Genomic DNA, 12,813 nt, shown 5'->3' with positions numbered 1-12,813 from the left:
TTTATGAAAATTACTTTACTGGGAACCGGTGATGCTCCCGGAACCCCGATTATTGGATGCCATTGCCCCACATGCAATGACGCCCGGAAGGGAACAAAGAGTCAGAGACTCAGGAGTTCCCTGCTTGTAGAAAGTGAAACTGGCAAGGTATTAGTCGACACAGGCCCGGATCTCCGTGCACAGCTACTGAAAATCGGAGTGGAGCATGTTGACGGGGTAATCTGGACACATGGTCACTATGATCATTTTACAGGATTTGCAGAATTCCATCGGGTACAACGTAAAGTTGATGTCTACGGAGTTACGGAAACCCTTGACTATATCATCGATTACCTTTCATTCCTGGGACCCAGCAGACACGACATCGCTTTGTATGAACCATTTGAACTCATTGGCCTCAAGTTCACACTTTTCGGGGTAAGGCACAGACCTTCCAAAAACCCTATCGGTGTGGTAATACAGGAAGGGGAGAGGAAAGTCGTTTTCACCGGTGATTGCGAAAGCTTGTTCCCGGAAAAGAGCCTTGAAGTAATGGACAGACCGGATCTTCTCATCGCCGACGCAATTGTACCGGATCTAACCAAATTTCATATCAAAAAACACATGGATGCCATACAGGCCATGGAACTCGGGGAACGCATCCAGGCGAAAAATATTGTTTTAACGCACCTGAGCCACTATTTCAAGCCTCATGAGGAAGCAAGCAAGGATTTTCCTTTGGGATATGACGGAATGCAGTTTGAAGTTTGAATAACTTCAATCCTTTTTCCGGGCATCCATGTTCTCTATTTCCATACGTTTCTCTTCGAGCTTGCGCCTGGTTGAAGCATAATTTAAGGCTACAATCAAAGTTGCTATGCTGAGAATAGTAGTTCCCACTAACAACCCCAGAGGTGCGGAAGTGGTATAGAATTTGAGAATTACCGGATGGTATTCCACCGGACTTTCATCGGAATCTACGCCGCTTCGGTTAAAGAGATCCGCAGGCAGCAATGAGGACGGTTCCCTGTGAAGATCTATCCATCCAAGAACCTGCCTGTCGTTTTCATCATGATACGTGAAATTGACCTCGGGTTGGACTTTGCCTATGAAAGGATTGCCTGTGGTATAACCTGCAGGAAGAACTATTCTCACCACTGAATCATGTGTTGGCATGTAAATGAAATCCTGCCCTAGCGGCACGTTCACCTTAAATGCAACAAATCCCGTAATTGATTTATTAAAATCGATTACCTGCGACTTTTGTCCTCTTTCCACAACCTCTTCAATTGTGAAATTGAGATCTGTAGCTTCTTCTCGTAGAGACAACTGTCTCAAAGTCTCCTCAACATCAGTCACATTGCCGGAGTCTTCAGCAATTATTACTATCTCGGAAATGGGATCTTCCCCGGGATTGGTGAGATCCTCCATCGGGATAATTTCAATAGAAGAAGCGTTATCCAGAGCATAAACACCTGTTGCAAAGCCATCCTTTGTCAGGAAAAAGGTTGTTTCATTAAATGTGGTTGCATTCGCTTCTTTCCCGTTGTATACGATTTCGTAAACGGAAACATTTACAGGTCCATCCTCCTGAACGGCCACAAGTTCATCAATGCATCCACTTGCAAAAAGAACGGAAAAAAGTACCACAAGAATAATGCAAAAAGCTTTGCTATCCATTGTATTCATCACAGTTAACCTATGTAAAAAAGATAACGCCCCCTTAATTAAGGAGGCATTGTAACATTACTTGTTTTCAGGAATGCTGATGAATATCCCGATGCTCTCAAGAGCCTGGGATACTTCATTGTAGGCAACAAATAGTTCCTTCTTCTGGAGTTCGATGTCGTTTACATTTGGTTCTGATGCAAACCAGATTTCCTTGTCGTTGTTACCCCGGGTAATTGAAACACAGGCAAGCATGTCAGCCTGGACAAGCCTGTAAATGGAATCAATACCAGTGGATGTAACCCATGCAGGATAAGTGGTGTGAAGTGCTTCAACAAATCTCTTCCAGTTAAGTGATGCAGAACTTTCCATTCTTACATGCAAATGAGCACGTTCCCCGACAGCCTGTTCATCGATTGTTGTAACGAATGTCTGGAAATCAGGGCTATCTGCATCCACAGCTTTTGCTTCTTCTGCAGCAAGGTTTTCTGCCTCATCCTTGAAGAACGGAGCAAGGTTAACACTGCTTGAGCGTTTTGTTGCGAGGGATACGCCAAAGAAAGCAATACCGCTGAGAGCCATTCCCACGATAACACCGTGACTCATCAGGATAGGATGGATGGTTTCAAGGTGTGCTGTGGCGAATGGTGGTGTCATGTAAAGATCATAGGCCACAAGGGAAATCTGAACCACTGCACCCACAATCAATCCTGCCATAGCACCCTGCTTTGTTGCACGCTTCCAGTAGAGACCTCCCATGAGAGGGAAGAAATATGATGCGCTGGCGATGAAAGTCGCAATGTGGATTGCTTCAATAATACCGTCAATAAGGAATGATCCTATTGTAGCTGCGGCGATAATAATCAGGACACAGACACGGTTTATGACAAGCATTTCCTTCATTGTGGCATCCGGTTTGATGAAACGCTGGTAAATATCCCTTGAAAGGGATGACGCACCGGAAGTTGCAAAGGTATCAGCTGAAGACATCGCAGCTGCTACAAGACCAATAGAACATAATGCAACTATTGCCGGGGAGAAATACGAAATTATGAATACAAGCATCGCCGGCTCTGCCTGTGCCATGGCGCCCATTCCGATTTCCCCAAAGGACGCCGGAATTTCAGGATAAATCGAACTCAAAGCAATGGCTATTACCGCACATGCTGCGAAGACAATGGTTACCAGAAGGGAACCAATTAACAAACCATTGCGAGCAGATTTCACATCTTTGGCCGCCCAGACTTTCTGCCATGGATCCTGTTCAGTAATCCATCCCGGAATGATTGCGAAGATGAAAATTAGCACCATCGGGATACCGATACTTATCGGATTCCACCAATTCGAGGGTACTGAAGAGAAGAGTTCTGCTGCATCTGCCGGAGCTCCGACACCACCTGTTGCAGCACCTACTGAAACAATAGCTATTGCAATTGTTAAGAGTACAAGGAATACGAACTGCATTACGTCAGTCCAGACAACAGCATGTAGTCCGCCAAGAGTCACATAAACAGAGACTGCCAGGGCGACAATTAATGCTGCATAGATTGGATCCAGGCCGTAGAATATCTGGAGAACCAGTGCAAAACCTTTGATATCGGCTACTGCAAAAAGGATCATGACAATAGCGATAATAATTCCCACAGGTGCCCTAATTGCTGAACTGTAACGCTGTTCAAGCAATTCCGGTTGAGTGATAGCCGGGAGATTCTTGAATCTCTTGACAAAGATGGCGATAATCAAAAGGGCTAAAATGTTCGGGGCAACAAATCCCCAGATGGAACCCATGCCCAAAAGCATGAAGAAACCAATTACCGCAAGAATACCTCCTGCGGTCAACCACGATGCAGCGGAAGAAAATCCGACACCTATTGTGCCAATCCTTCTTCCTGCGAGCCAGAAGTCAGTAACGGTCTTCTGCCGTTTTGTAAAGTACCAACCAATGGCGACCAGTACACCCAGATAGAGTGCAAGCAATATGAGAAATAATTGATATGCATCCATTAGTAAATCCCTCAATTGAGTGAATGCTGCTACTAAAGGAAATGCACTATATATACTTACTCCAAAAATGAAGGCTTAGGGCATTCAATTGTGTGAGGATTCAAAGGAGTTTAATCAGCAATTGCCGGGAACATGAATGCAAACACCATGGCTCCAATCAGAAAAAGGAATCCTATGCCATAGTTCCCGTTTGAAACACAATCCAGACATGCAAGAAACGTCAGTTCAACGCAAATTAATGCAATTATAAATACATATGTAGAATTCACTAGTACTCCCCGCCCCTAAAACCTGCATGTTAGTATAAAACTGTATTCTTCTAATATTATTGTGAAATCAATAAATAATTTCTAATGCTTTCAAGAAGAGGCCCTAATTTCACTAAATGGAAGATAGCAAAAACGGTAATAATCTTAAAAATCAATTGTTTACTAATGGCTACCATTACCCTGACAACAGATTTTGGGACTTTGTATCCGGCATCCATGAAAGCCGTAATACTGGATATTTGTGAAGAGGCTACAATCGTCGATATTTCACACACTATCCCGCAGGGAGATATTCTGTCAGGGGCATTTGCACTGTACAATACAGCCCACCTTTTTCCGAAAAGGACAGTCCATGTGGCAGTGGTGGATCCCGGAGTCGGGACTCTCCGAAAGGCGCTCATACTGGAAGCAGGAGGGCATTATTTTGTTGGACCGGACAATGGTTTAATGATTCCTGCAGCCCACAGATGTGGAAAAATGAAAGTATGGATAATTCAGGTTGATAAGCTCTTTCCGGAAATATCACCCACGTTCCATGGCAGGGATGTGTTTGCACCGGTTGGTGCATACCTGGCCTCCGGCAAAAAACCGGAAGAACTGGCCAAACCAAGTGACTGTTATGTTTGCCTCCACATTGAAGAAGCCAGGGTTAAAGTCGAATCTATGAGGGGCAAAGTCAATTATGTGGATGACTTCGGAAATATCGTAACAAGCATTCCTGCCCGATTATTGCATAATATTGTAGAATCCGGAGATATCCTTGAACTTGAAGGAAATGAAATCAGGTTTGTAGAAACCTATGCGAATGCGACCCCCGAAGAAACAGTTGCTTTAGTTGGAAGTCATGGGTTTCTTGAAATCGCAGTCAGCATGGGAAATGCTGCAGAAAGGCTTTCGATCTCAGGTCATCCGGAAATCTGTCTTCGAAAGGTTACATCCACTCGTAATGACGAATGACTTCCGGGTTAAAACGGTACATCATACTGTTTTCTGCATATCCGAAAAAGAGGCATCCTTCGCATGAAGATGCTTTCTCTTGCATCTGTTTACCCCATTGCTTCCAGACATTTTCGAGCCCGTCACGAATATCGGCCAGAGGTTCTCGGTGGACCCTGCAAGTATAGACCATACCCTCCTGTGATACCCCGATGAGAATGTTCGGAGCATGGCATTTCCATTTAGGCCTCATATCTCTGACCATCTGAAGATATGTCTTTGAATTTATGATAGGATAGCCGGCCTCTTTCATATGAATTAGATCGTCAACTGCCATCCTATGCTGGTTTTTGTCCCGAACTCCGATTTTATCCCACACATTATCCTCAATGCTGGAAAATTCATACATAGGTTCAAAGGAAATCATGGCCCCAAGATCATCTGCTAGGAGCACAAGATCACGAAGTTCATGAATATTCCTGTTGCTTATGACACAGTTTAAGAGAACATGTTTTTCAAAAGTGGATACAGCTTCTTCAATTCCGGGGAGAATCCGGGAAAAATCCACACCCCTGGAGTCACGGTAAGTTTCAATCCCGTCGACAGAAACTGAGAGATAATCAAGATCAGTAAGTTCCGAAATTCGCTTTTTCAGCAAAAGGCCGTTAGTCACAAGAGAAGTTTTCAGTTCCAGGGAGTGAGCATATTCAAGAATTTCAGGCAACTCGGATCTCATTAAAGGTTCGACAGTCCATGCATTGTAAACTCCAATTCCAAAGTCTTTTGCATCATCCAGCATGGAAAAGATTTCTTCAACCGTCATTTCCTGCTTTTCTTCGCGCCAGTAATCACAAAAACTGCATTGCATGTTGCAGGTTGAATTGATTCCATGTGACAGGACAAACGGACGCTTGCGTATTCGCATCTGCCATAAAGCACGAACCGCAGTATTGAAATTAGACATTGGTTGCCATTTGGTTTTGAAAACAGATAAGTTAAGCCCTTAAGAAACAAAAAAAGAAAGAGTGGTGTCCGCATTTGCGGACACAGGTATCAAATTTAGCCAAAGAGTGCACCGAGACCGGCCATGCCGCTCTCTTCTTCTTCAGCAGCTTCTTCTTCAGCAGCTTCTTCTGCTGCTGGAGCTTCTTCTGCTGCAGGTGCTGCTGCGGCTGCTGGAGCTGCTGCGACTGCTGCGGTTGCCATTGCTTCTTCGATGTCTACGCCATCAAGAGCTGCAACGAGTGCTTTTGCACGTGCGTCATCTACATCGATACCTGCTGCTGTGAGAACAGCAGTTACTGTTTCTTCTGTAATCTCCTTTTCTGCGTTGTGGAGTAAAAGTGCTGCATATATGTATTCCATTTAAATCACCTAATTAATTAATATCAAATTTTAACCAAAGAGTGCACCGAGACCGGCCATTCCTTCCTCTTCGGATTCTTCTTCCTTTTCTTCCTCAGCCTCTTCTGCAGGAGCTTCTTCAACTGCTGCAGGTGCTGCTGCTGCACTCTGTGCTGCTGCACCAAGTGCGGAACTTAATTCCTCGTCCACAGCGTTTGCATCCTTGCCTGCTACAGCAGATGCAAGGGAAAGCATTTGTGACTGTGCCTTGGAAAGGAGGGAATCCATAAGTTCTGGTTCCATGACTGCGGCGTTGATACCGAGGTTCTTTGCCTCTGAAGCGGCTTTTGAAATGAGAGTGCTGATTGTAGCATCTGTCGGATATGCCATGTTAACAGCGAGGTTGAATGCCTGCTGAGCTGCCATTGCAATATCAGAGAAGTATTTATCTTCATCAATGGCAAGTACATCCGGACCAAAAATTGAGCCTTCCTCAAACACTGCCCTGAGGTCAAGACCTACTTCTACAGGATAAATCTCCAGTCTTGTAAGCATGGATGCGAGTTTCTGGGAAACTACATCTCCTTTTGCTGCCACGACTTTGTCCTGACTGATGACCACACTTCCACCATCAATAGCTGCGGGGATGCCTGCACTTTGCAGATCACCGAGAATTGGTCCTGGCGGGAAGCTTGTTGGTCCCTTCTCAACTTCAATGTCATTTGGTGCCACTGCACCTGCCTTTATTGGAGAAGGAGTCTTGCTGCCTTCAAGTAATTTGTAAAGCTTGAAAGGATTCTCATTTGTGAAAACGAGAGCTGATTGTTCCTCAAGGAAATCAACCATATCTGCACATTCCTGAGCAGATTCTTCAAGTGCTCTCTTTATGAGAGTGTTCCTTGAAACTTTGACTACCGCGAGGTCTTTTAGAACTCTCCTCATGGACTGAAGCTGTTTTGCAGGAATCCCGCCGACACCAACAATGCCGAACAGTGGATAGGAATTAATAAGTTCCTTAATATCCTCAATTTCCTTCTTCTTCCATTGTGGGATGTGTTCACTGTGATGAACTGCTTCCATCATGCCACCCTCACGGATTTGCCCATAGTGGTTGTAACATAAACTGACTTGAGGTTATGTATACCCTTTTCAAGAGAATGTTCAACCCTACTTACAACTGTTTCAATGTTCTCTGCGACTTTTTCCGCATCCATGTCCCTCCTTCCAACTGCCACGTGGAAGGTCATCTTATCCTTGGAACGGATACGAATTGAGTTTCTTGAGGAATTGATAAGTTCTACTACGTCCTTACCAGGGGGGAGAGGAATTGGCATTTTTCCTCTTGGACCCAACACAACACCCAGGCTCTTACCAATCAAAGGCATGTACTGCACTTCTGCAATAAAGAAGTCGCATTCATTGGCAATTGCTCTTGCCTTGGCTTTGTCTTCTCCAAGCTCTTCAAGATCTTCTTCGGAGAAAACGTATTCACAGCCAGCCTCTTTGGCCTGAAGCCCAACCTCACCTTTTGCGAAAACACCGATCTTGATATCCCTGCCACGACCGTTGGGAAGCATAATTTCTTCATCCACACGGTTTTTAGGCTGGCTCAGATCGATATTTTTTAAGTTAATTGCAAGGTCAACACTTTCAGGGAACTTGCGCTGCGGGGACTCCTCAAATAACTTATTTACGGCGTCCAGTATAGTTTCTTCTACCATTCTGTACCTCCCGTAGTTCGATAGACCTCAAAGGTCTCCTACGGATCATACTGTAAGGGCTCTCAAATAGAGAGCTATTTATTTTAAAGCTATCGGTTAAGGGGCAGTGAATCACCAGGATTCAGCTGCCAATGCATCATCAAATTTGCCTTCATCAATGGCTTTCTGGCATTCCTGAGGTTTCATACCTTCAGCGGTAACACCCATTGGTACACAGGTACCAATTACTTCCTTGACTGCGGCCTTAAGATCGTAGGACAACAGGTCGTCCTTTTTCATGCGGGCGATCTTTGCAACTTGTGGAATTGTGATGTCACCAACAATGTTGACATGTGGCTCACCTGAGCCTTTTTCAATACCAATTTCCTGCTTGATCAATGCAGCTGTTGGTGGAGTACCAACCTCGATCTCTACATTCTTATCGTCATCTACGATTACTTTTACAGGAACCTGCATTCCATTGTAATCTTTTGTCTTCTCATTGATAGCATCAACAACATCTTTGATGTTAACACCTAGCGGACCTAAAGCTGGACCAAGTGGTGGTCCTGGATTTGCTTTTCCGCCTGGAACCAGGGCTTCAACAACGCTTGACATTGAATAATCACCTTTTTAGTTTGATAAATTTAAAATCAGGAATCTTCTTCCTCTTTCCTGAGAATTCTTACCGTATCTCCGCGAATTGTAATGGGAATTGGAACCACTGCATCAAACAGCTCGACTGTGATTTCCTCATGCCCTTCATCCACACGCTTAACACGGGCTTTTTCTCCCTTGAACGGACCGGAAGTAACTTCGATAATTGCACCTTCCGTTATACCGGTGACAGTTGGTTTTGGAGTCAGGAAATGCATGATTTCCGCCAGACTGGATTGTCCCTTTACAACTGCTCTTGCATGTGGAACGGTCTGAATTGCCAATTCCACAACTCCGGAATCAGGAGCTTCTACAAGCACATAGCCTTTCAGCTCATCCGGGGCCAGAATTGCACGGAGATCAAGGTTTTCCTTGCGTGCGGTCTGTGCCAGCATGCCTGCAACTGAACGTTCCTGATTTGCAGTAGTCTTTACTACAAATATAGCGGCATCGTCACTCATGACTTACACCCATTTAGGTAATTCAGTTAACAGCACGTACACTACAAACCCAACGAACCCGATAATGAGGATTCCTGCACCTGCTACTTTTGAGATCATCAAGAACTCTTCCCGGGTAGGTTTCCGGGACAGCTTGAGAACCCTGAAGTAGGATTTGAGAGTCTGGCTGATGCTGCCATTTCCTTTTGCTGATTCAAGTATATTTCCTGCCAAAATATTCACAACCGGTATATTGTGATACGGGGATACTTACAGTTCAATTATGATATAAAACTATAGCGCCCTTCAAACAACTTAAAGATTAAAAAACTTTTCCACCCACACGAAATAGCTTAGAAGAAGAGAAGAGGGTCGTGGGCTCTTCTCATCTTACAAAATCAATTCCATATCTTCGAGTTACGTTTTTGGCACTTCCGTGACCGTAAATCTGAGGTGATTTCACACCTGTTACAACAATCATGGTGCGTACACTGTGTTCCAGATCAGGATCTACCTGAGCACCCCAAATGAGTCTTGCACCTGGATCAATGCGACTGTAGACTTCCTGTACAACACTTTCCGCTTCCGCAATGGTCATGTCCTGTCCACCCACTACATTTACCAGGGCAGATGTTGCACCGGAGATGTCCACATCGAGAAGAGGGCTGCGAAGTGCTTTCTGCACAGATTCAACTGCCTTGCTTTCGCCGTCTGCTTCACCCAGACCGATCATTGCAACGCCACCGTTCTGCATTACAGTGCGAACATCGGCAAAGTCAAGGTTAACAAGACCCGGCTTGGTAATCAGTTCAGTGATGCCTTTAACGGCGCGCATAAGAACTTCGTCGGAAACCTTGAATGCTGCCTGAAGAGGAAGACGTGGTACAACTTCAAGGAGTTTGTCGTTTGGAACAACAATAACAGTGTCTGCTACGTCCCTGAGTCTTTCCAATCCTGCTTCTGCATTTGTTCTTCTTACTTCACCTTCCACTGCAAAAGGAAGAGTTACAACAGCAATGGTCAAAGCGCCTGCATCACGGGAAGCTTCTGCAACAACCGGAGCGGAGCCTGTACCGGTCCCTCCACCAAGACCTGCCGTAATAAAAATCATATCAGTGCCTTCTACTATTGCACTGAGTTCATCAATGTTCTCCAGAGCTGCATCTTCGCCAATCTGAGGGAGACTGCCCGCACCCAATCCACGTGTCTTCTTCTTACCGATAAGGACTTTCTTATCGGAGTTTACATTGAGAAGATGTTGCGCATCGGTGTTTATGGCAACCAGCTCTGCGCCCTTGATACCTTCATCAGCCATACGCTGAACGCTGTTAGAGCCGCCGCCACCGCATCCAATTACCTTTATGTTCGTGTGCATTTCCCGCAACACAGCCTCAATCTCTGCATTCACATCCACCTGCTCAGGTGTTGCTGTATGGACACGCCTCTCTTCTGCCGATCGCGCTAAAGCCTCTTCAACTATGGATTTCATAATGTATTTTCCTCCACGACCAAAAGATAATCATGAGATTAGATGACTCTGCTGTCAAGCAAGAGTTCTTTTGTTACTTTTTCATGAACCATTTCCGGGCCGACAATATTCCCATCCACCTCAACTGGAATTCCCTTTGAAAGTTTCCCATATAAAGGACCTTTGGGAATTCCAAGCTCCTCTGCAAGGTAAGGATTAAACCTTTTTTCGGATAGATAGAGCATGGATTTGCCTGGAATATACTCAATTTCATAATGTTCTTTTAGTATTTTAATGCATTCATTTACTATTTCGTCCAATAAAACTCCTGCATCAGATTTCCAGACAAAAAAGAAACCTGAAAGAGTTCCATTATCCTTTTCAAGCCATACCAGAGGAAGATTGTCAAGCCATTCAATGAAGGTGTCAGAATCATTTTTCCAGGTAAGGTGTATGAGTCGAGGGTCAATCATTATCGTATCAAAACTTCCAAAATCGGAAATTAAATTCTTATCAAGCATATTCCTCAGATGTGTAGAAATATGTGGAGATGAACCAGATTCAACCTTCTCAACTCCTTCAAAAACTTCTCTGAAAAAGTCCCATGAAACACCCTCCAGTCCATTAATATCACTTTCACGCAACATCAGGAATCCGTTTTTCTTCGACAACTCTTCTATTTTCGATTTTTCAGCAACTGACATGGATTTGCGATCCATATAAACAAAATCAGCACCGGACTTTTCTATTGCCTGAAGAAACAGGGATTCACTCAGGTTTTCAAGATGGTATGACGGGAAGTTATGCCCGAATGCCACACTGTTGTTCATAAGGATTTCTGATTGCCTGACAGCATAGTGTCCTCCTCCAAATCCCAATGCTACAGGCATGTCTTGAGGAGTAAATGATAAAATAGCTTTAGCAACTGCCTCACCGGCATCCGGATCATCCCATTGCTCAGGACCGCTCCCAATTTCGACATAAATTGAGGGAACGTTCAGATCCGTCGGCCCGTGGTGAGTGGATTCCATCGAGACCTGATAACCAAGGTTTTCCGAATATTTTGCCAATTCAGATATAATAGGTTTGATAGCGGATGTATATGCAACAGCCAATTCTCCATCCTTTCCACCATATTTTGCATCAGATGGATTTCCTGTGAAATGTGCAGTCAGTAATCGCCTTCCATCATCACTTTTATGCTTGGAAGCAAACAGGATATTTTTAGCAGGAAGACCGCAGGCTTCCAGATTCCTATCAATCCCATCCTGAAAAACGTGATGTTTTGCTACTTCCACAAGCCTGAACTTACCAGATTCATAAACATCTGCCAGATCTTCAAATCCAGGACATTCAATCTCCAATTTAGACCAGGAATCAAGTTTCAACAAGTGGTTTTTGATGTTCTGGCTCGCAGCATCCACTTGCGAACAAACAATTGTGCTTTTAGGAGCTGCATTTTCAAAATTACTACCCATGGGAAACAAACCACGTATTTTTGTTCGGTTTTTCAGCTTAGACTTAAGGTCTTACATTATATGTGTTTTTGGAGATCAAAAGCCCATCGACTGACACCTGCAGCCACATTCCCGCACCTTCTGACACACAGTACTTCATATCCCTGCCCGATAAAATCCATTTTAGTGGAGTCTATTTCCTCAGCAACCTTGAAAGTATAAAAATGAAGATAGCCTTCTTTCTTAAGCAGGGGAGAAAGGATTTCAAAGAAAAAATCCATCCCATAAGGAGTAGGGACAATAATCCTGTCAAATTTAGTGTTCACTATATTTGGTATATCTGAGACATCAGCGCAAACAGCATCCGCATTTGAAAGCACATTGTTTAGCCGGATATTCTCGGAAAGCCATTTACATGCAGCAGGGTTTTTTTCAATCCCAAGAACATTCGCACCCTTTGATGCTGCGGGAATTACAAAGGGCCCAACCCCGCAAAAAGGGACAAGAATGGTTTCCCCTTCCTTTACCTGTGATATCACCCTTTGTCTTTCAAACCCTAGCCTGCTATTGAAAAAAACTTCGGAAACATCCATTTTGTAGCGATGTTTGTATTCCCCGTGAGTTGTTACCGTACTTTCGCCTAAAATAATTTCAAAATCCGAAACCCGATGATCACCCTGTACCAGACTTGTTTTGTTGAGAACTGTCCTGATGTTACCCCTTCTTCCTGCAATGGCCTTTGCAATCAGGAAGCGATAGTCATTAAGTGATTGAGGAATGGAAGCAATTGCAATATCCCCCACAAAATCAAAACGGTTCGGAACATCCTGAAGCAAATGGGGTGGAATAGCATTCTCCAGCGTACTTCTTAAACCTCTGTCACGCATATTG

15 protein-coding genes are annotated in these 12,813 nt (G+C 44.3%); 2 read left to right on the top strand and 13 right to left on the bottom strand.

The window, feature by feature from the left end; translation table 11 throughout:
- The first annotated feature begins 3 nt into the window (after window positions 1-3).
- Complete coding sequence (locus J2755_RS04775) at window positions 4-750, top strand: MBL fold metallo-hydrolase (RefSeq protein WP_209680513.1); 747 nt, start codon at window positions 4-6, stop codon at window positions 748-750.
- 6 nt (window positions 751-756) lie between these two features.
- Here J2755_RS04775 and J2755_RS04770 read toward each other — a convergent pair whose 3' ends face one another.
- The 3 genes from J2755_RS04770 to J2755_RS04760 all read right to left on the bottom strand — a co-directional run bounded on the left by J2755_RS04770 (window position 757) and on the right by J2755_RS04760 (window position 3,920).
- Window positions 757-1,659, bottom strand: coding sequence for a DUF5803 family protein (locus tag J2755_RS04770; protein WP_209680511.1), 903 nt, complete (start codon window positions 1,657-1,659; stop codon window positions 757-759).
- 66 nt (window positions 1,660-1,725) lie between these two features.
- Window positions 1,726-3,651 carry a sodium:solute symporter family protein gene (locus J2755_RS04765; RefSeq protein ID WP_209680509.1) on the bottom strand — a complete coding sequence of 642 codons (1,926 nt, stop codon included), beginning with the start codon at window positions 3,649-3,651 and terminating at the stop codon, window positions 1,726-1,728.
- A 110-nt stretch (window positions 3,652-3,761) separates the two neighbouring features.
- On the bottom strand, window positions 3,762-3,920 hold the full coding sequence (locus J2755_RS04760) for a hypothetical protein (RefSeq protein ID WP_209680507.1): 159 nt from the start codon (window positions 3,918-3,920) through the stop codon (window positions 3,762-3,764).
- A gap of 165 nt (window positions 3,921-4,085) precedes the next feature.
- Here J2755_RS04760 and J2755_RS04755 point away from each other — a divergent pair, with 165 nt between their 5' ends.
- Window positions 4,086-4,877: an SAM hydrolase/SAM-dependent halogenase family protein gene (locus tag J2755_RS04755; protein WP_209680505.1), complete on the top strand. Its 792-nt coding sequence runs from the start codon at window positions 4,086-4,088 to the stop codon at window positions 4,875-4,877.
- Here the strand turns inward: J2755_RS04755 and J2755_RS04750 are convergent.
- The 10 genes from J2755_RS04750 to J2755_RS04705 form a co-directional block, all read right to left on the bottom strand.
- Complete coding sequence (locus tag J2755_RS04750) at window positions 4,852-5,820, bottom strand: radical SAM protein (RefSeq protein WP_209680504.1); 969 nt, start codon at window positions 5,818-5,820, stop codon at window positions 4,852-4,854. The two genes, J2755_RS04755 and J2755_RS04750, sit on opposite strands and share 26 nt — an antisense overlap.
- Window positions 5,821-5,915: 95 nt before the next feature.
- Complete coding sequence (gene rpl12p / locus J2755_RS04745) at window positions 5,916-6,221, bottom strand: 50S ribosomal protein P1 (RefSeq protein WP_209680501.1); 306 nt, start codon at window positions 6,219-6,221, stop codon at window positions 5,916-5,918.
- Window positions 6,222-6,251: 30 nt separating this feature from the next.
- Window positions 6,252-7,283, bottom strand: a complete 1,032-nt coding sequence (locus J2755_RS04740; RefSeq protein WP_209680499.1) for a 50S ribosomal protein L10 — start codon at window positions 7,281-7,283, stop codon at window positions 6,252-6,254.
- Complete coding sequence (locus J2755_RS04735; RefSeq protein WP_209680498.1) at window positions 7,280-7,921, bottom strand: 50S ribosomal protein L1; 642 nt, start codon at window positions 7,919-7,921, stop codon at window positions 7,280-7,282. Before J2755_RS04735 ends, J2755_RS04740 begins: the two co-directional genes overlap by 4 nt.
- 111 nt (window positions 7,922-8,032) lie before the next feature.
- Window positions 8,033-8,518, bottom strand: a complete 486-nt coding sequence (locus tag J2755_RS04730) for a 50S ribosomal protein L11 (RefSeq protein WP_209680497.1) — start codon at window positions 8,516-8,518, stop codon at window positions 8,033-8,035.
- A gap of 35 nt (window positions 8,519-8,553) precedes the next feature.
- The gene (locus J2755_RS04725; protein WP_209680496.1) at window positions 8,554-9,018 is read right to left on the bottom strand and encodes a transcription elongation factor Spt5; all 465 of its coding nucleotides are present in this window, start codon (window positions 9,016-9,018) and stop codon (window positions 8,554-8,556) included.
- A gap of 3 nt (window positions 9,019-9,021) precedes the next feature.
- Entirely contained in the window at window positions 9,022-9,219 is a 198-nt protein-coding gene (locus J2755_RS04720) for a protein translocase SEC61 complex subunit gamma (RefSeq protein WP_394357560.1), read from the bottom strand.
- Between the two features lie 163 nt (window positions 9,220-9,382).
- Window positions 9,383-10,486: a cell division protein FtsZ gene (gene ftsZ / locus J2755_RS04715; RefSeq protein WP_209680494.1), complete on the bottom strand. Its 1,104-nt coding sequence runs from the start codon at window positions 10,484-10,486 to the stop codon at window positions 9,383-9,385.
- A 38-nt stretch (window positions 10,487-10,524) separates the two neighbouring features.
- A complete protein-coding gene (locus J2755_RS11330; RefSeq protein WP_245312705.1) occupies window positions 10,525-11,943 on the bottom strand; it encodes a D-aminoacyl-tRNA deacylase in 1,419 nt (472 codons plus the stop codon).
- Window positions 11,944-11,999: 56 nt separating this feature from the next.
- Window positions 12,000-12,809: a class I SAM-dependent methyltransferase gene (locus J2755_RS04705; RefSeq protein ID WP_209680493.1), complete on the bottom strand. Its 810-nt coding sequence runs from the start codon at window positions 12,807-12,809 to the stop codon at window positions 12,000-12,002.
- Window positions 12,810-12,813: the final 4 nt, after the last annotated feature.

The sequence above is a fragment of the Methanohalophilus levihalophilus genome (assembly GCF_017874375.1).
GTDB lineage: Archaea > Halobacteriota > Methanosarcinia > Methanosarcinales > Methanosarcinaceae > Methanohalophilus > Methanohalophilus levihalophilus.
The sequence above is the reverse complement of the archived record's forward strand: the minus strand, read 5'-3'. Positions and strand labels throughout refer to the sequence as shown.

Bases quoted from the DNA above. Each gene is read 5' to 3' on its own strand.
- J2755_RS04775 (WP_209680513.1), top strand. From the start codon at position 4: ATGAAAATTACTTTACTGGGAACCGGTGATGCTCCCGGAACCCCGATT.
- J2755_RS04770 (WP_209680511.1), bottom strand. From the start codon at position 1,659: ATGGATAGCAAAGCTTTTTGCATTATTCTTGTGGTACTTTTTTCCGTT.
- J2755_RS04765 (WP_209680509.1), bottom strand. From the start codon at position 3,651: ATGGATGCATATCAATTATTTCTCATATTGCTTGCACTCTATCTGGGT.
- J2755_RS04755 (WP_209680505.1), top strand. From the start codon at position 4,086: ATGGCTACCATTACCCTGACAACAGATTTTGGGACTTTGTATCCGGCA.
- J2755_RS04750 (WP_209680504.1), bottom strand. From the start codon at position 5,820: ATGTCTAATTTCAATACTGCGGTTCGTGCTTTATGGCAGATGCGAATA.
- rpl12p (WP_209680501.1), bottom strand. From the start codon at position 6,221: ATGGAATACATATATGCAGCACTTTTACTCCACAACGCAGAAAAGGAG.
- J2755_RS04740 (WP_209680499.1), bottom strand. From the start codon at position 7,283: ATGATGGAAGCAGTTCATCACAGTGAACACATCCCACAATGGAAGAAG.
- J2755_RS04735 (WP_209680498.1), bottom strand. From the start codon at position 7,921: ATGGTAGAAGAAACTATACTGGACGCCGTAAATAAGTTATTTGAGGAG.
- J2755_RS04730 (WP_209680497.1), bottom strand. From the start codon at position 8,518: ATGTCAAGCGTTGTTGAAGCCCTGGTTCCAGGCGGAAAAGCAAATCCA.
- J2755_RS04725 (WP_209680496.1), bottom strand. From the start codon at position 9,018: ATGAGTGACGATGCCGCTATATTTGTAGTAAAGACTACTGCAAATCAG.
- ftsZ (WP_209680494.1), bottom strand. From the start codon at position 10,486: ATGAAATCCATAGTTGAAGAGGCTTTAGCGCGATCGGCAGAAGAGAGG.
- J2755_RS11330 (WP_245312705.1), bottom strand. From the start codon at position 11,943: ATGGGTAGTAATTTTGAAAATGCAGCTCCTAAAAGCACAATTGTTTGT.
- J2755_RS04705 (WP_209680493.1), bottom strand. From the start codon at position 12,809: ATGCGTGACAGAGGTTTAAGAAGTACGCTGGAGAATGCTATTCCACCC.